This is a genomic window from Winogradskyella sp. (assembly GCF_028289625.1).
In the GTDB taxonomy this organism is placed as follows: Bacteria; Bacteroidota; Bacteroidia; order Flavobacteriales; family Flavobacteriaceae; genus Winogradskyella.
This window is the reverse complement of record NZ_JANQOM010000039.1, coordinates 76370-95210: the sequence shown is the minus strand read 5'-3', so window position 1 is coordinate 95210 and position 18841 is coordinate 76370. Positions and strand designations below refer to the sequence as shown.

Sequence of the window (18841 nt, the reverse complement as noted above, 5' to 3'; positions counted from 1 at the left end):
ATTACATCCAATTCTTATTTTCATATTCAACCTTATACAGCAAATAATTTTTAATTTTTAGTGCACGATTTAATTCTATATGCTTTATCTTCAAAGGTCTAGATGCGGAACAAATTTCTAAAGTCGCAACACCATGATTTTTTTGAAAAATAGTTTGTTGTAATATCACAGCCTGCACCTTTTTAACTTCCAAAAAGCTTGTATGCGTCTCAATTAGCATTCCACTTCCAACAACAATATAATCCTCATCTATATGGTAGTATGCTTTTTTATAGGTGTAAACTATATTATATATCATATATATTAGCAATGGCACATTCATTAAAAAAGCCCATTGAGGTAAAACCAAAAAGCAACAATTAAATACAATAAAAATGATGGCATGAACTGCGATAAGACGTTTTAAAAAATACTTATGCGGTTTATGCTTTACAAGATTATCAAACACCCTTGGGTAAAATTGTAAAATAAGTTCATTTAACTGCAATTGACTTAATGCAACAATATTAAACTTTAACTGTTGTCGTTTGTTAGCCATGGCTTGTGTAAATGCTAATTTATATAAGCCGAGTGAGCGCTTTAACTTATTCGTTGAGGCCATTGTATTTTGAATGCGAGAGGCATTTAGATTCAAACTAATCTTATTTAGCAAACCTTTTGATATTTCTAGTCCTTCCTTTTTACGCTTGACGGTTAGATTAAAATTTTGAACAAACATCCTAATCATCGATAGCAGCAATGAAAATACGAGCAGTATAATTAGTATGGATAGATTAAACAACAACATAGCCATTAAGGATTCATTATCTAGTGCAAACCAAGATTTTACACCTGTGGTTACCTCAAGTTCACTCACAAATTCCTTAGCATCGTTATAAATTCCGATAATGAATGCAAATATCAATACGAAGCTCTTAAAATGATTTTCGGAAATACCTTCTAAAAATAATCGCTTTACAGAAGCCTTAAAATAAATAGCAGTCTCAGTTTTTTCATCAAGTTGATTGTTGACATTTTTTGGTTTAACGCCAGCTAATAAAAGCGTTTTTAGGGCTTCTGCCTTTGGCTTAACTAATGCAACTATTTCAATCTCCGTTTTATCATCACCTGCGGTTTCTATGGACAAGGACACTACATTTATAAGCTGTTGCAATACATTTTGCTTTATATAAACATTCTGGATTTTATCTTTGGAAACTGATATTTCCTCTTTATTTAGAATTCCTTTCCTAAGAAAAAAGTAGTCGCCCTTAACATAAAATTTAAAATTAAGATAACGCAATACAGCAATTACAATAAAGACTAAAGGGATACTAAAAATGATTAGCAATACAATGGGATGACCTATATTTAAAGGCTTGTCACTGCTTAAAATTTTAAGAACAAATGCTGCAATAAAGACTATGGTTGCCTTAACGACTTTATAAACACTGATGCCAAAAATTACTATGATACCCTTAGCAGACTGACGCGATGGAATTTCGAAATTAAACGCGCTCATTAATCATTTTTGTCAAAAAACCATATTGTTTATCGGCAATATCCTTAGGTAACCCACTAACGGTCATATCACCACCAGATTCGCCTGCTGTATAAATCTTTAGTGTGGCAAGTCCGAGTTTACGTGCTAAAAATGTCCGTTTAATTTCTATATGCTGGATACGATTGTAGGGTAAGGTTAAAGTTTTGTTGACTAAAAACCCTTTACTAAAGGTAATATCGTAATCTCGCATAGCATATTTACGCTTTTTAAACCCCAAATAATTAATTATTAACGTAAAAATGCACAGTGTAATTAAAACCGCAAGGATATACCAAAATGTATTGCTAAAGCTTTTATCCTCAGCTATTACATTTATAAAAACAATAGCAAGACACAAAATCCCATAAGTAAATAGAATATTGGCAACGATGATGTAAATGTATTTTGGTGAGATTGGAGTTAACTCTAAGTCCTCTACTTTTGGCAAGGTGTTAATATCGATTTCCTTATTAGTAAACAACTCCATCTAGGTTTCATTATTAGGAATTTGCGATAAGCTCAGCAATATCGAGCACTTTAATACGATCTTCTTTTTCATTGAATTTAATGCCATCGCTCATCATAGTGTTACAATAAGGACAGCCAGTAGCGATGATATCTGGTTTGGTCTCTAGGGCATCTTGAGTTCTCAAAATATTAATATCCATATCACCTTTTTCTGGCTCTTTAAACATTTGTGCTCCACCTGCGCCACAACACAATGCTGTACTTTTATGACGTTTCATCTCTACTAGACTGGCATTCGTCTTTTTTAATACATCTCTTGGTGCATCGTATTCACTATTGGCGCGACCTAAATAACATGGATCATGAAAGGTAATGCGCTTGCCTTTATAGGTTTTACCCTCTAGGGTTAAACGTCCTGAACTAATCAACTCTTTGATGTACTGCGTGTGATGCACAACATCATAATTACCTCCAAGACTTGGGTACTCATTTTTAATACAATTATAAGAATGCGGATCACAGGTTACGATACGCTTTACTTCATAAGCATTGAGCACTTCAATATTCATCATGGCTTGCATTTGGAACAAAAACTCATTTCCGGCACGCTTTGCCAAATCGCCCGTATTACTCTCTTCAGTGCCCAAAACAGCAAAATCTACATTAGCTTTGTTCAATATCTTAACAAAGGCTTTGGTGATTTTTTTTGCCCTATCATCGTAACTTCCTGCAGAACCTACCCAAAATAAAATCTCGGGTTGTTTGCCTTCTGCCATATACTCTGCCATAGTTGGCACTTTCAACTGCTCACTCATGTTAACTAAGTTGTTTATTTTTAATTATGAATTATAATAATACTTGTATTTATTACGATTATAATGCTCTATTCTGAACAAATAATAACCCACAGCTAAAACTATAATTATAATTGAGACCAAGATGCTATGTTGTTGTATAAAACCGTTTATTGGTGATACAATGAGCAAATTCATGATATAAGCATAAATCATGGCTACTAAAAACAATACAACTTTAAAAAATAGCAATGCTTTCATAATATGTTATTCATCTTTCCAGTTTAAGCGATCCATTTGGTTGTAAGGCCAAGGTGCTCCATTGTTTTCGATATTGGTCATCATATTATTGAGTTCCATTGGCGCAGCACTCTGCTCCATCACCAAATAACGACGCATATCTACAATAATAGATAACGGATTGATACTTACAGGACATTCCTCGACGCAGGCGTTACATGTGGTACAGGCCCACAACTCTTCATGAGTTATGTAATCGCCTAAAAGTTGCTTACCGTCATCTTTAAACTCTCCATTATTGGCATCTATATTCTTCCCAACTTCCTCTAAACGATCACGCGTGTCCATCATAATTTTACGTGGAGACAATTTTTTTCCTGTTAGATTAGCTGGACAAGCCGATGTACAACGACCGCACTCTGTACAGGTGTAGGCATTGAGCAATTGAATTTGATTTAAATCCATCACATCACTAGCTCCAAACTTTTCTGGTACCTCATCTTCAGCACCTTCTGGCGCAGCAGCAAACGGATCAGCATTAGGATCCATCATCAACTTTACCTCATTGGTAACGGCTTCAAGATTATCGAACTTTCCTTTGGGCTCAACACTACCATAATACGTATTTGGAAATGCCAAAAGGATGTGTAAATGCTTTGAGAAATACAAGTAATTTAAGAAGACTAATATTCCAATGATGTGCAACCACCAAGCTGTACGCTCTATGGTATAAAGTGTGCCTTCTGACATTCCCTGAAACCAAGGTGCTATAAATTGTGAAATAATATTACCGTGTCCCATGTCTTGGAATGGTGTGTCGGTTGCATTCATAATCAAAAACAAGCACATTAAAACAACTTCGAAGTATAGGATAATGTTTCCATCATTTTTCGGCCAGCCTTTCATTTCAGAGCTCAAAAAACGCTTCAGCTTAATGACATTTCTTCGTAACCAAAAAGCGACTACAGAAACTAATACAAGTACAGCCAATATTTCAAAAGACCCAATTAAAAAACCATAAATTGACTCTGAAAGTACTTTTAAGCCTATACGATGCGTACCAAAAAGACCATCGATTATAATCTCCAATACTTCAATATTGATGATGATGAAACCTACATAAACTACTACATGAAGAAGACCAGCAATAGGTCGTTTTACCATTTTGCTTTGACCGAGCGCAATTCGAGCCATATTCATCCAACGCTCTTTCTTATTGTCACTAGCGTCTACTGCTTTACCAAGTTTAATATTACGAATGAGTTTTCTAACATTTCGTGTAAAGTAGCCGATGCCTAAAACAAGGGCAATAGCAAAAAGTATATTTGGTATATATTCCATGAAATAAATCTAGTTCTTCTGGTCTTCAGTTGGGGGTTGATAAGGGATTTCTTTTTTAGATAAAATACGTCGGTATCTCGCAGGATGTAGTTTGATATCTAAGAGTAACTCTTCCATTTCCTTTGAAGCTGCTTCAAGATTATTGTATAAACTATCATCATTTAAAAGTTTCCCAATCGTACCTTCATTATTGTCAATGCTAGCCATTATACCTTGAATACCAGTAAGAGTCTTATTTAAATTATCAACTGTATCTGAAATATTAACTTCTTTTAGGTTGGATGATAATTCACTTAAGTCTTTACTAGTCTTTTCGAAATTAGCCAGAACCGATGCCACCTTGTCGTCATTCTCTTTAATGACGGATTGAATGGAATACGATAAATTCTTGAATGACTTTAGTGTTGCATTTAATTCGGCAATGGTACTTTTTAACCCTTGATCCGATTCATCAATAACCATTTCATTTATACTTGTCATTAAGGTATCGGCTGAGCGAATTGCACTATCTAAATCCGTACTTATTCCTGAAAAATTATTCTTTAGCGTAGTGATAAGCCCAGGTTGTACCTCGGATTTTATAAAATCACCAGGTTTAGCGAGTTCCCCATCTTTGTTGATGTTTACAATAGCAAGCGCATTGCCACCCATCAAACCCGTTTCGTAAAGACGAATAGTACTATTCTTAGAAAACTTAAGTTTAGGACTAACAGAAAAGAACACACGTGTTTTTCCTGTTTCAAAATCGTATTTGATATCTTCTATTTTACCGACTTTATTTCCTCTTACTGTCACGGAAGATGATGTGCTTAGAGCGTTGTAATCAAATTCTGTGTAATAGGTATTAGTGTCGGTAAATAAGTCTTCTCCTTTTAGATAGGAAAATAAATATATAAAAAGGGCAATACCAGATAGTACTAATATTGCTGTTTTAACTTCTCTTGAGATTTTCAATGGGCTAAGCTTTGATTAAAAACAAAATTAGGAATAAATATATTAATAATGTTTCTAATTAGTGGTAGTTTTCAGAGCTCTGATATATCGATTCGCTTTCCGTCTTTATACGCAACTACAAAACTAGTGGCATACCCTTTTTGCTTGGCTTCTGCTTGGAGTTGCCTTGCTTCATTTAGATCTGAAGTGTTTCCATAATAGTATTTGTAAAGCTGACCTACCTTTTCTTTGCTCAACTCGGATAAGCCCTTAAAGTTATATGATTTGGGCTCTAAATTCCTGGAGCTAGCAGCAATTTGTACTTTAAACGTAATATTCTCATAAACCAAAGGTATTGCTTCTGGTGTTTCTTCATCCTCTCCTTCTGAAACTAAAATATTACTTCCGACATTCTGGTCGATTTCCTTTTTATATGAAAGAATGGCTTCCTTGAGTGCAGTAGCCATTTTGTTTTGCCCTGCTTTAGAGTTTAAAAATGCACCTTCTCTTTTATTGCTTATAAAGCCAAGTTCTACAAGTACACTAGGCATATAGGTGTTTCTAATAACTAAAAGACTGTGTTGTTTTAAGCCTCTACTTTTTCGTTTGGCCTTACTGATAAAATTATCTTCAATTTTTCGAGCAAGTCCGACGCTTTGTTCTACATATACTTCCTGTTCAATAGTTAAGGCAATTTCCGATTCGGGTGAAGTAGGATCAAAACCTGCATAATTTTCTTCATAATTATCCTCTAGGAAAATAACTTCATTTTCGCGCTTGGCAAATTCAAAATTCCTACCTGCATTATTCTCTCCGAGCACCCAAGTTTCAGTGCCATAAGGTTTAGAATTAACAACAGAGTTGCAGTGAATAGATATAAATAAATCCGCATCGGCTTTATTCGCTATATCAGCCCTTTTCCAAAGTTCAATAAATTTATCTCTTTTACGCGTATAAATGACTTTTACACCATCTACTGCCTCTAGACTTTTACCTAATTCTAATACCACATCTAAGGCAATTTCTTTTTCCTTATAGCCATTGCTAATGGCACCTGGATCTTTACCACCATGTCCTGCGTCTAAAACCACAATAAATTTATCGTCTTGTGCATGTAAGTTTGCACCACATGTTAAAGAAGTGATAAAAGTAAGAACTATCGATACTATTATATATTTACGCTTCGTTTGCATATTTAATCTAACGGTTTATGAACTCGTATTATTACATGCCATTGGTAGCGGTAGAGTATTTTTTAACTTTAGAACTTTAATGTGATAATCACAAAAAAATATCTGTACTTTTGGCGTTTCAAAAACCGAGCCATACTTTTACAAAAATACATCTAAAAGGATTGCGTACAAATAGCCTGCACATACTTTTTGCTTTGAGTTTTACAGTGTTTATTAACACTTTTAGCTTCGCCCAAGAATTACCAAAAAACAATCCAAGTATCCCGGCAAATCAAAAAGTCGACACTACAGCTATTGCAAAAGACACCACAAAAGTGGTTATTGACACACTACAAAACAAGCCTATAAATACCAAGCAAATTGACTCTACAGAACAAGATTCCGTAAAGGAAGAAGGTTTTTTAAAAGACATCGTTACTTATAAGGCCAAGGATTATGTGGCTATTAATCAAAAAAAGCAACAGATACGACTATATAATGAAGCTCAAGTATTGTATGAAGATATGGAGATTACCTCTGGGGTTATTGTTATCGATTATAGTAAAAATTTGGTGTATGCCGGACGTATCAAAGATTCAACAGGCTATTCGCAAAAACCTGTTTTTAAGCAAGGCACCAATGTTATAGAACCTGACTCTATCATTTTTAATACCGATTCGCGGAAAGCTTTAATCTTTAATTCCGTAACTGAACAAAGTGGTGGAACCGTCTTGGCAGAACGCACAAAACGTGAAAATGATTCGGTCTATTTTATATCGAGAGGAAAGTTTACCACGTCTGAAAATCTCGATGACCCAGAATACTATATCTTAATGAACAGGGCAAAAATAGTTCCTAACAAGAAAATCGTTACTGGTATGAGTCAGATGTACATTTACGATGTCCCTACTCCTATAGCGATACCGTTTGCGTATTTCCCAATGACCAGAAAGCAGACCTCTGGTATTATTTTTCCTTCTTTTGGAGAGGATACAGGTAACGATAGAGGGTACTTTTTGCAAAATGGAGGCTATTACTTTGCGATTAGTGACCATGTTGATTTAGCGGTACTTGGAGATTATTATACTAACGGAAGTTATGGTTTACGTCTAGAGAGCAGATATGCTACACGTTATAAGTATAGTGGGAATGTGAGTTTTAGATACGAAAACCTTTTGAATAGTGAACGCGGTTTTCCAGATTTTAGACAGCAAACGATTTACAACATTTTGTGGTCGCATAGCCAAGACGCCAAGGCCAATCCAAACTCGAGGTTTACTGCATCAGTGAATCTTGGAAGTAGTCAGTTTTTTCAACAGTCTATTAACCAAATCAATCAAGCGAATGTACTTACCAATACGTTGGCATCTTCCGTATCATGGTCTAAAACGTTTCAAGGGGAACCACAAGTTAATTTGAATGTTTCGGCAACTCATAATCAAAACACAAATACTGAGGCGATTAATCTTACCTTACCGACGGTACAAGCGTCTATGACAAGGGTGTTTCCGTTTCAACCAAAGTCTGGTGTTAAAAAAGGGGCTATACAAAACATTAACTTTCAAGTGAACACCAGAGGTGAGTATAGAATCAATACAACGGATTCCTTGTTCGGGAAAAGTGAAATGTTCGACGATGCCATTGCTGGTATGCGTCATTCTATTCCTGTGACCACAAACTTTAAACTCTTCAATCACTTTAGTGTGAGTACTAATGCCAACTTTGAAGAAACTTGGACTTTAAAAACAGTAAGACGGGATGATATTTTTGAAGGTGAAACCTCTGTAGCAAGGGATATTAATGGTTTTGACCGCTTCCTTACCTATAATTTTGGTGCAAGCATTGGTACTACTATTTATGGTATGTACGACTTTCAAAAGAAAGGTAAAGACCCAAAAATACAAGCCATAAGGCATGTGATGCGGCCAACCATAAGTTATTCAATAACTCCTGCTTTTGATCAGTTTTATGAAACTTATGATATTATAGACGCTGATGGTACCACAATAGATCAGGTAGAATATACACGATTTGAGAATTCACTATTTGGACGACCAGGAAATCGTTTCTCTAGCAATATAGGTATAGGGTTAGGTAACAATTTTGAGGCCAAGGTACGCTCTAAAGACTCAACTGAGACTGAACCAAAAAAAATATTCTTACTCAACAACCTCAACTTATCTACCGCCTATGATCTTGCTGCAGATTCCCTTAATTGGAGTGATCTTAGAGTTACAGGTAATACACAGATTTTGAATAAAAAGATGAACATCAACTTTGGGTTGAGCTTAAATCCTTATGCCTTAGATAGTAATAATAACCTTATTAATACATTTAATATAGACAATGGTGGAAGTTTATTCCGTCTTACCTCTGCCAATCTAAACATAAGCTACACACTAAGTAATGATAGTTTTTCAGGGAGAGAAACTGAAGAAGAAAGGGACGAGGACGCTGAAAGACGCGCAGCTACTTCTAATGCAAGAACCGACGACTTGTTTGGTGTCTCCCAAGATTTTGCCGACCAACGATTAACGGATCGCGACCGCGAAAAAACCAAAGAAGACGATAACGAATATTATAATTATAAGATTCCCTGGAACTTGCGACTGGCTTATGCGACTAACTACAGTAATACCAGACGGCAAAATGAAATAACGTCTAACTCTTTGATGTTTTCTGGTGATGTGGAACTCTCGCCTCGTTGGAGTGTTGGGGTATCCTCGGGTTATGATTTCCTAAACCAAGGATTTACCTTTACACAATTACGTTTTGAACGCGATTTGTTAAGCTGGCGTATGAACTTCACTTGGATTCCGTTTGGCAATCAGCAATCCTGGAATTTCTTTATTGGTATTAAGTCTAGCTTGTTGAAAGATCTTAAATACGATCAGCGTCGTCAACCGGACCGTCAATTAGGCAACTAAAATAAAATAACCGTCAGTTCGAGTTAAATTCTTTAAGAATTTAGTATCGAGAACTAGGTTTGATTATTAAATTCTATTGTCGCCCCTATAATTACTTGTCCGCCGTACAAAACTTTGGAAGGCGCGGCGCTCAATACAGATTAAAAATTTTGCCTTTACATTCTGAAAAATCATTCGAATTGACGACTTTTGATTTAACGTTGTAAAATACAAACCAACTCATAATAATGAAACAAATCATCAACACACCAAACGCTCCTGCCCCTATCGGTCCATATAACCAAGCCGTTTTAATCGGAAATACCTTATATACCTCAGGGCAAATTGCCCTGCATCCTGAAACCATGGAGCTGGTTATGGATTCTATTGAGGCTGAAACCAAACAAGTGATGGAAAACCTAAAAGCTGTCTTAGCTGCTACGGATATGACTTTTGAGCATGTTGTTAAAACCTCCATCTTTATTAGTGATATGCACAACTTCGCTAAGATTAATGCGGTTTATGGCGAGTATTTTGATGAAGCAACGGCGCCCGCCCGAGAAACGGTTGAAGTGGCTAATTTGCCCAAGTTTGTGAATGTGGAGATTAGTATGATTGCGGTGAAATAATTAGCTCTAATGCTAATTATTCAACAAGGACTCTTTGTAATTGAACAGCTCCTTTTTATACTTAAAGTAGCCGAAATTCAATAACAGATACGAGATAACGAAAAGAATAATAGCATTAACTGCTTTTTTACTCTTAGACTTAAATTCTTCAGTAACTGTGGCAGAAATGGTTGACATCGATGGTTAGCTTTACAAACTTCTAAGTTAAGATTTTATCAGAAATAGTATTATCTAATTACCGATAGATTTTAACTAGTTCTGTCCTACAGATAGTGTTTTTGTTTTCTGGGTGAATTTGGCTTATATCAAACAATTATTATGACCATACTAAGATGGCCGAGTTAATCAACTTGTATGAAATTAGTAGCACAAACTGCTATTATAAGGCATATGTTCTTTGCATGGCCCATTGATCTTCATAACCCAATTTCCATTTTAGGGTCGCTAACTCTTCATCAGTTGAAAGGCAAGCATTAAGGTCAGACAAAATTTGTTCTTTATCCATGTTCTGACCAATAAATACAATTTCATTTTTCCTGTCCCCAAAGGTTTTATCCCATCGTTCTTCAATAATATCTTGGTTATCAAGATACATGGGATATTGTATTCGCTTTTTGGCAGGCATACTACTCCACCAAACACCTGCACTATTGGCCTTAAGAGAACCTCCTGCTTGACCCCAAATTAAGGCTTGATCTGGTCTAGAAGCCAACCAAAATAAACCTTTACTTCTGATAATAGTATCTGGGAATTCTTCCACAAAATTCAAAAAACGATCTGAGTCAAAAGGCTTTCTCGACTTAAAAACAAAAGAAGATATACCGTATTCCTCAGTTTCTGGAGTATGCTCATCTTTTTGAAGTTCCTCAATCCAACCAGCGCTTTGTTGTGCTTCATCAAAATCGAAAAGTCCCGTATTAAGAATAGCTTCAGGGGCTACTTTACTGTAGGTGGATTCAATGATACGAGCAGATGGATTTAATGTACTTATAGCACCTTTTAAAGTCTTGAGGCGCTCCGCATTGACCAAGTCCGTTTTGTTTAAAATAATCACATTAGCAAACTCAACCTGATCGGTTAGCAAATCGGCAATAGTCCGATAGTCTCCCTCCATATCCGTAAGTTCTCTATCCATTAATCGTTCCGGGCTACCAAAATCCTTAAAGAAATTAAAGGCATCTACTACAGTGACCATTGTATCGATATAACTAAAGCGCGAGAGGTCGATGCCATTGTCTTCATCCACAAAGGTAAAGGTCTGCGCAACAGGTACAGGCTCGCTTATACCCGTACTTTCGATCAATAGATAATCAAAGCGGTCTTCTTTTGCCAAACGCTCTACTTCTACCATAAGGTCTTCTCGTAAGGTACAGCAAATGCAACCATTACTCATTTCCACTAACTTTTCTTCTGTACGCGATAAGGTGTTTTCGTTTTTTACCAATTCGGCATCAACATTTACTTCACTCATGTCGTTGACAATAACGGCCACTTTTAAGCCTTCTTTATTATGTAATACATGATTAAGTAAGGTTGTTTTCCCTGCTCCCAGAAAACCACTTAGTACAGTTACGGGAAGTTTCTTTTCTTTTATCATAGCTATTAATCAGCGAATTTTAATTTTAGTTGTTTTAAGTTTTCTTGAAATGTCTAAAGAGACCGTTTTAAGCATTTAGGGATTGATGGATATCAATACGAAGGAGTAAACGCTTTTGACCACTTTCTTCTATAGTGGGACTGCGATGCACAACTCCCTTTGTGAACCTTTTTGAATATTTAGCGCCTTTTAAAATCAACACAGCTCCTGTTTTGGCTTGTTTAATCTTGTTCTCATCAATGACGATACATTCATTACTGCCATAAGCATCCAATGCATTTCGGTTAACATTGTCCTCGGTGAGCCATAAGGTTCCTGGCCCACTGTAGGTGCAAAGAATGCGCAAACTATTGTAATCCATATGGAACTTTCTGCACATATTGGTGTTTATGGTAGCCAAATACAGTCGAAAATGATTGGCCTTGGTTATCTTTTTAAAGTGCAGCAAAAGGCTTTGGATGTCTTGTAAAATCAAAGATTGTTCCTCTAATTTGATTTGTTGTTTTAATTTGTTTAAAACTGTATCCTCATCACCTCTGGAGTCAAAAGTCATATCGTGTTTTAGAAGATTGATGATTTCCTCGTCCAAGCTACTTATGTCCCTATTGTAGACTGTGATATTCAAATGCTTTTGGTGAATATCTTCTAAGATGTTGGGCGTAGTGCCCACTACACCATTTTCAGCTTTGGTGCTAGAAGCAACTGTTCGTTTTTTTGTTTTGACGAGACCCTGTAGTGAAAGCATTGCAATTTGATTTAGCGTAGTTTAAATGAACTCGCTTTTGCAAAAATAAGTATTTATTTATTAATGCAACTGAGTTGCATTAATAAATTGTATAATGTAAGGAGTTATTTTCTTCTTCCATCAAAAACCATATCATTATCCAAAAAGTATGATATTGTATTTCTGACTATACCAGGTCTAAGACCTAATTCTTTTGCTATACTTTGATGTAAACCAATAGGCCATGTTTCCTGAGGAATTAAGTTTAATATTTTTTTCAAATCTTCTTTCTCTGCTATAACTGTTCCATCATCTTGAAGTAATTTACTACTTCTTAAAAAGTTAAGTGTGGACTCTTCCAGTGAATCAATAATTCCTGTTTCTTCAAGTGCCTTCACTATCGCCTCTCTGACTCTGTTTTTAACGACAGTCACTCCTTTTCCTATTATTCTATCTCTGGCAACATCGTATCTAACTTCTTCATCTCCTATTACATTAATATCATAAGCAAACCTTAATCTTTTACCGAAAATTTTAGAAGTCCTTCTTAAACCTATTTTGAATCCATTTACTGTTACTCTATTGCCTTGGTATTCTTCAAAAACATCATGAGGGTTTATAGATTTTTCCTCATTAAACTGAATTCTTCTGTTTTCCCTTGTAAAGATTAACATATCACCCTCTATATATAAAGGCAAAATTGCACATCCTTCAATTGAATCGCTGAATCTATCTAAATCAAGTACTACATATTTAATTCCTAGATCTTCGGCATTTTTGATAGCATTTTTTTTAAACGAAATATATTTTTTCTTAAGGACAAAATGATTTATTATAGAAACATGAATAGGAACTGTTGGTCTAATTATAACAGAACGTAAATAATTTTCAAAATAGCTCAAATACGATTTATTAGAATACTCTTCTTTTAACCTAAGTTCCATTGTTGTCCCTTGTGATCCTTTTTCTGATTCAGTGATAAAGGCCAAACTTCCTTTATTACTTATGGTAATATTTCTATTTTTATAATCTCCTCGAATAGAATCATTATTCTTCGTTGTTATTTTTAAAAAATCTGAAATCATAAAAACAGAAATCACACCAATGCCGAATCTGCTTATTGGATTGTATTTTGAGTCAATAATTTTAGTAAATTCATTAGATCGATAGTAACTACTTCCTACTTGAAACAAATATTTTGAAATAACATATTCGTCCATACCAATTCCGTTATCTTCTATTATCAGCCATTTACTTTCATCTTCGCTTACTTTAAGTTTAACGGAGATATTAGGGATATAATCTTCCTTTGAAAGCTTTTTTCTAACATTACAAGCATCAATTGAATTTTGAAGTAATTCTCTTAAAGCTGCACCAGGATTATTGTAGAGCTGTTCACCCATTAACATGGTCATTATTGACTCTTGATTTAAATAAAGCTTTAAATCATGATAGACGTATTCAATTGAATTTATCTTAGTTCTGACATTTGTGGGAAGCTTGAAATTATATTTCTCTTTAATTTCTTGATCATTATAATTTATACTTGCTAAGGTGTCTTTTATTTCATCTTCAATTATTTGGGCAAACTCATTTATTGCCTTTTCAATTGATGGGTGTTTTGATTCTGCATTAATAATTATCTCATTTTGAGATAATTCAATTGAATGTACCGAAAGATGCTTGTTCCATTCTTCCAAGGAAATTTTCGAACCAGGTAAATCATTTTCTTCAATTCCAAGACTCTCAAATAGTATTATTGGGGTTCTTTCTCTATCGAAGTCAAGAATATCTGTAATTCTTAGCATGGCAGAGACAAACTGTACGTTAAGATATAATCCACCTATTGGAAGTTTTCTTTCAAATCTAGGGTCTCTCGCAGATATTAATTCTCCAAGAACTATGGAATTCAGATTGTGGCTTTCACAAATTTGTATGAGTATCTCTTCAAAAGACACTCCATTGTATGCAAATAAATCCTTTCTGCCCGTTTTAGTCTTTAGGTAGTTTATAAGCTTTGAATAAGTCTCAGGTTTAGCATGATTTCGTCTTAATATTTCAGAAAGGGCAAATTCTTGAAGTTGGAATAAAGTAACTTCTAATGATGATTTGAATTCATCCTTTGCTTTTGAGTGAAGATGTCTCAATTTATCCACTCTATTTTTGAAGCTCTCATTTTCGTTTTGAAAATCTGAATATTCTTGACTTTGAATTAAACTATTTCTTTCCTTAGTAGTTATCGACATACCCAGGTCATGAAAATAGCATGAGTAAATAAACAGCATTATATCTAGGTCAGTAAGTTTTGATAATGTTGATTCAGATACTATTTGACCTCCTAAATGTACTAGTTTTTTGCTATGACCTGGATTGTGCAATGTGTAATTTCTAAATGGTCCAGCAACTACCAAATTTAATAATGGAGAAACATATTCTATAAAATACTCGATTTTCTCAATTATTTCATGATTAGGCTTCTCTCTATCAATCAAAACTCTATATAATAAACAATCTTTATAACTTTCAGGTGGTTTATTTATTATACTCATTCATTTTCTTTTTAATGACCGAAATATCTGGATAAATCCAACTTCAATTGAATTATCGATTGCTACGCCAAGTTAACTCTTCCTCTTCAACAAATCAATACGTAGAACTACGTAATTTTCAAGCAAAAAAAATCCCAAGCCATATTGCTCGGGATTATTATATATTACTAATTAAATTATTAGTCATTTAATCTTCTGGATGCATAAAGCGTTGTTTCCCTAACAACTCTTCTTCGGTTTCTACAATATCCTTATCTGGGACACAACAGTCTACAGGGCATACGGCTGCACATTGTGGTTCTTCATGGAAGCCCATACATTCCGTACACTTATCTGGTGCAATGTAATACACCTCATCGCTTATTGGTTCTTGTGTTTCGTCTGCATTCACTGCCTTACCACTTGGTAAAATAACATTACCCGTTAGGCTTGTGCCATCTGAATAACGCCAATCGTCAGCACCCTCATAAATAGCAGTATTTGGACACTCTGGTTCACAAGCACCACAATTAATACATTCGTCTGTAATTATGATAGCCATCGTAATTTTTCTTTTTTATTGCGTAATTTTGCACTTGCAAAAATAAAGCCTGGAGCGCTTTTTACCAAATACATGATGGATTTACAACAAAGAATTAACGCATTCGTAAAATTAGGCGCTTTTTTAAGTCAATTTTCTAATCATGGTATTCAAAAAAAAGACCTCATCGAAGCCAACGACCTATTCTTTGAAGGTTTTAGGCATCAAATAAAACTGGCCAAAACACATAATGGTTGGTTTACAGAAGCCAATGTGTTGTTTAGTTTAGAATCTTGGGCGAATATATTAACTGAAGATAATTTACAACGATGGCTTAAAAATTATCAACTCAATCATACCAAGCCAAAAACGGTCGGGATTATCATGGCCGGTAATATTCCGTTGGTGGGATTTCACGATTTTCTATCGGTGCTCATGTCTGGACATCATGTTTTGGTAAAGCAGTCCTCTAACGACAAGCACCTTCTGCCATTTTTAGCCAAGTATTTGGAAGTTATAGAACCAGAGTTCAAAGGGAACATCAATTTTACCGAAGAGAAGCTAGAGCATTTCGATGCGGTGATTGCTACAGGAAGCAATAACACGGCGCGCTATTTTGAATACTACTTTAAGAATAGACCTTCAATTATAAGAAAGAACAGAAATTCGGTTGCCGTTCTCACTGGTAATGAAACAAAAGCCCAACTTGAAGCTTTAGCAGACGATATTTTCAGGTACTATGGATTGGGCTGTAGAAACGTCTCTAAGCTCTTTGTGCCTAAGGATTACAATTTTGATGGTTTTTTTAATGCGGTCTACAAATGGCATCCTGTGATTCACGACACCAAATACGCCAACAACTACGACTATAACAAAGCGGTGTACTTAATGAGTGAGTTCGATATACTGGAAAATGGATTTTTAATGCTTAAGGAAGATCAAAGTTATGCCTCACCGATTGCTACTGTGTTTTATGAGCATTACGACGCCAAAACAGATCTAGAAAAAAAATTAATTGAAGACAAAGACAACATACAATGTGTTGTTGCTGAAGGTTTTTCAGACAATGAAGTGGCTTTTGGTGAAACCCAAAAACCACAGCTTTGGGATTATGCAGATAATGTCGATACTGTTGAATTCCTGTTAAAAATTTGATTCAAAAAATATCAATTTATTAATGTTTTATACCCAATTAATTAGCACCTTTGTAGCTGTTTAAAAAATGACTTTTAGGGTCTTAGCATTGACCCTAAAATAAATTCAGAATAAAATGAAAAAACATAATTTTAGTGCAGGTCCATGTGTATTACCAAAATCGGTAATGGAAAAGGCTGCTGAGGCCGTAATTAACTTTGATGATGGTCTATCACTTATCGAGATTTCGCACCGTAGCAAACCTTTTGTTGACGTCATGGAAAATGCAAGGTCTTTGGCCTTAGAACTTTTAGGATTAGAAGGTAAAGGTTATAAAGCCTTATTCTTGCAAGGTGGTGCAAGTACCCAGTTTTTAATGGTGGCCTTAAACCTATTGGAAAAAAGAGCGGGTTATTTAAATACAGGTACTTGGAGTGACAAAGCCATAAAAGAAGCTAGAATTTACGATGATATTTACGAAGTGGCATCTTCTAAAAGCGCCAACTTCAATTACATCCCAAAGGGTTATGACATTCCTGAGGATTATGATTATTTCCACTGCACGTCTAACAATACCATTTTTGGAACACAAATGAAGCGCTTTCCAAACTCACCAATTCCGATGGTATGCGACATGAGTAGTGATATCTTTTCGCGTCAATTAGACTTTTCACAATTTGATTTGATCTACGCAGGAGCCCAAAAGAATATGGGACCAGCAGGTACCACGCTTGTAGTTGTAAAAGAGGATATTTTAGGAAAAGTATCGCGAAAGATTCCTTCGATGATGGATTACAAAGTGCATATTAGTAAAGGTAGTATGTTTAATACTCCACCAGTGTTTGCAGTTTACGTGTCTATGCTCACCATGCAATGGTTAAAAGATAAAGGCGGTATTAAAGCCATAGAAGAAGAAAACGACAAGAAAGCTCGTTTAATCTATTCCGAGATTGACTTAAACCCATTGTTTAAAGGGTATGCCGTAAAAGAAGATCGTTCGCATATGAATGCAACGTTCACCTTGGAAAATGAAAACTTAAAGGAAACTTTTGATGCCATGTGGAAAGAGGCAGGAATTAATGGCTTAAATGGCCACAGAAGTGTTGGTGGTTATAGAGCATCTATGTACAATGCCTTATCATTAGATAGCGTTAAGGTCCTTGTGGAAGTCATGAGTGAATTAGAAAGTAAAGCTTAAACTGTCATTCCTGCTTTCGCAGGAATCTAAAAATATTATTAGTAAGTAACAAAATAAAAAGATTCCCGCTGTTGCGGGAATGACGAAACAAAAAATGAAAGTATTAGCAAACGACGGAATTTCTCAAAGTGGTATTAACGCTTTAGAAGCTGCAGGATATGAAGTGATTACCACCACTGTGGCACAAGAACAACTTCAAAATTATATTAACGATAATGAGATTTCGGTACTTCTTGTGAGAAGTGCGACCAAAGTGCGACAAGATCTTATAGATAATTGCCCTAGCCTAAAAGTCATTGGTCGTGGTGGTGTTGGTATGGACAATATCGATGTAGAATACGCGAGGGAAAAAGGATTACACGTGATTAATACACCAGCTGCATCCTCGCATTCTGTAGCGGAACTGGTCTTTGGCCATTTTTATGGTCTAGCGCGCTTTTTACATAAATCTAATCGAGACATGCCATTAGAAGGTGATGCCAATTTTAAGGGTTTAAAGAAAGCCTACGCAAAAGGAACCGAATTAAAAGGAAAAACCCTTGGTGTAATTGGCTTTGGCCGTATCGGACAAGCTACTGCAAAAATAGGAATCGGTGCAGGAATGAACGTTGTTGCCTTTGATCCATTTATAGAGAAGGCTAATCTTGAATTAGAGTTCTTTGATGGTCAGAAAGTGAATTTTGAGATAGAAACCATTTCTAAAGAAGCGGTTTTGAAACAAGCGGACTTTTTAACCTTACATGTACCAGCCCAAAAAGATTATGTTATAGATGAGGCTGACTTCAACATTATGAAAGATGGCGTGATTATAGCTAATGCTGCGCGTGGTGGCGTTGTCAATGAAGTCGCATTGGTAAAAGCTATTGAAAGTGGTAAGGTTGCCAGGGCAGCTCTTGATGTGTTTGAAAAAGAGCCTCAGCCAGAAATACAATTGCTAATGAATTCAGCACTATCACTAACACCGCATACTGGTGCCGCTACTAATGAAGCACAGGATAGAATTGGTGTTGAATTAGCAGATCAAATCATTAGTATTTTAGGATAAATTAGTACTAAAATGTGACTAAATTAAAATAAATGAGTCCTACAGATGCTAGGACTTTTTTTGTACCTT

The 18841-nt window shown here is 35.4% G+C and carries 17 protein-coding genes; 5 read left to right on the top strand and 12 right to left on the bottom strand.

The genetic code is table 11. The annotated features are described in order from the left end of the window. Position 1 precedes the first annotated feature (1 nt). From Q0992_RS08500 to Q0992_RS08470, 7 genes are all read right to left on the bottom strand, one after another. Positions 2 to 1501, bottom strand: coding sequence for a PH domain-containing protein (locus tag Q0992_RS08500; RefSeq protein ID WP_299522435.1), 1500 nt, complete (start codon positions 1499 to 1501; stop codon positions 2 to 4). Continuing rightward, on the bottom strand, positions 1488 to 2009 hold the full coding sequence (locus Q0992_RS08495) for a PH domain-containing protein (RefSeq protein WP_299522432.1): 522 nt from the start codon (positions 2007 to 2009) through the stop codon (positions 1488 to 1490). Before Q0992_RS08495 ends, Q0992_RS08500 begins: the two co-directional genes overlap by 14 nt. 13 nt (positions 2010 to 2022) lie before the next feature. After that, complete coding sequence (locus Q0992_RS08490) at positions 2023 to 2805, bottom strand: (Fe-S)-binding protein (protein WP_299522429.1); 783 nt, start codon at positions 2803 to 2805, stop codon at positions 2023 to 2025. A 24-nt stretch (positions 2806 to 2829) separates the two neighbouring features. After that, a complete protein-coding gene (locus tag Q0992_RS08485; RefSeq protein WP_299522426.1) occupies positions 2830 to 3045 on the bottom strand; it encodes a hypothetical protein in 216 nt (71 codons plus the stop codon). 6 nt (positions 3046 to 3051) lie between these two features. After that, positions 3052 to 4365 (bottom strand): (Fe-S)-binding protein, encoded by a 1314-nt coding sequence (locus Q0992_RS08480; protein ID WP_299522423.1) that lies wholly within the window; start codon positions 4363 to 4365, stop codon positions 3052 to 3054. A 9-nt stretch (positions 4366 to 4374) separates the two neighbouring features. Continuing rightward, the gene (locus Q0992_RS08475) at positions 4375 to 5319 is read right to left on the bottom strand and encodes an MlaD family protein (protein ID WP_299522420.1); all 945 of its coding nucleotides are present in this window, start codon (positions 5317 to 5319) and stop codon (positions 4375 to 4377) included. 71 nt (positions 5320 to 5390) lie between these two features. Continuing rightward, positions 5391 to 6491, bottom strand: coding sequence for an N-acetylmuramoyl-L-alanine amidase (locus tag Q0992_RS08470; RefSeq protein WP_299522417.1), 1101 nt, complete (start codon positions 6489 to 6491; stop codon positions 5391 to 5393). 110 nt (positions 6492 to 6601) lie between these two features. On the opposite strand from Q0992_RS08470, the gene Q0992_RS08465 reads away from it, so the two are divergent. Both Q0992_RS08465 and Q0992_RS08460 read left to right on the top strand, forming a co-directional pair. Next, positions 6602 to 9397 (top strand): putative LPS assembly protein LptD, encoded by a 2796-nt coding sequence (locus Q0992_RS08465; protein ID WP_299522414.1) that lies wholly within the window; start codon positions 6602 to 6604, stop codon positions 9395 to 9397. 227 nt (positions 9398 to 9624) lie between these two features. After that, positions 9625 to 10005 carry a Rid family detoxifying hydrolase gene (locus Q0992_RS08460; RefSeq protein WP_299522411.1) on the top strand — a complete coding sequence of 127 codons (381 nt, stop codon included), beginning with the start codon at positions 9625 to 9627 and terminating at the stop codon, positions 10003 to 10005. Positions 10006 to 10017: 12 nt separating this feature from the next. On the opposite strand, the gene Q0992_RS08455 is transcribed toward Q0992_RS08460, so the two are convergent. The 5 genes from Q0992_RS08455 to Q0992_RS08435 form a co-directional block, all read right to left on the bottom strand. Continuing rightward, positions 10018 to 10182, bottom strand: a complete 165-nt coding sequence (locus Q0992_RS08455) for a hypothetical protein (protein ID WP_299522407.1) — start codon at positions 10180 to 10182, stop codon at positions 10018 to 10020. Between the two features lie 202 nt (positions 10183 to 10384). Continuing rightward, positions 10385 to 11602, bottom strand: coding sequence for a GTP-binding protein (locus Q0992_RS08450; RefSeq protein ID WP_299522404.1), 1218 nt, complete (start codon positions 11600 to 11602; stop codon positions 10385 to 10387). Between the two features lie 67 nt (positions 11603 to 11669). Beyond that, complete coding sequence (locus tag Q0992_RS08445; RefSeq protein WP_299522402.1) at positions 11670 to 12347, bottom strand: DUF1826 domain-containing protein; 678 nt, start codon at positions 12345 to 12347, stop codon at positions 11670 to 11672. Between the two features lie 104 nt (positions 12348 to 12451). After that, positions 12452 to 14875 (bottom strand): ATP-binding protein, encoded by a 2424-nt coding sequence (locus Q0992_RS08440; RefSeq protein WP_299522399.1) that lies wholly within the window; start codon positions 14873 to 14875, stop codon positions 12452 to 12454. A gap of 187 nt (positions 14876 to 15062) precedes the next feature. Continuing rightward, positions 15063 to 15416, bottom strand: a complete 354-nt coding sequence (locus tag Q0992_RS08435) for a 4Fe-4S dicluster domain-containing protein (RefSeq protein ID WP_299522396.1) — start codon at positions 15414 to 15416, stop codon at positions 15063 to 15065. Positions 15417 to 15491: 75 nt separating this feature from the next. Between Q0992_RS08435 and Q0992_RS08430 the strand changes: the two genes are divergently transcribed. The 3 genes from Q0992_RS08430 (at position 15492) to Q0992_RS08420 (ending at position 18772) form a co-directional block, all read left to right on the top strand. Then, positions 15492 to 16550, top strand: coding sequence for an acyl-CoA reductase (locus Q0992_RS08430; RefSeq protein ID WP_299522542.1), 1059 nt, complete (start codon positions 15492 to 15494; stop codon positions 16548 to 16550). Between the two features lie 115 nt (positions 16551 to 16665). Beyond that, positions 16666 to 17727 carry a 3-phosphoserine/phosphohydroxythreonine transaminase gene (gene serC / locus Q0992_RS08425; RefSeq protein WP_299522393.1) on the top strand — a complete coding sequence of 354 codons (1062 nt, stop codon included), beginning with the start codon at positions 16666 to 16668 and terminating at the stop codon, positions 17725 to 17727. A gap of 94 nt (positions 17728 to 17821) precedes the next feature. Beyond that, positions 17822 to 18772 (top strand): D-2-hydroxyacid dehydrogenase, encoded by a 951-nt coding sequence (locus tag Q0992_RS08420; protein ID WP_299522390.1) that lies wholly within the window; start codon positions 17822 to 17824, stop codon positions 18770 to 18772. Positions 18773 to 18841 lie beyond the last annotated feature (69 nt).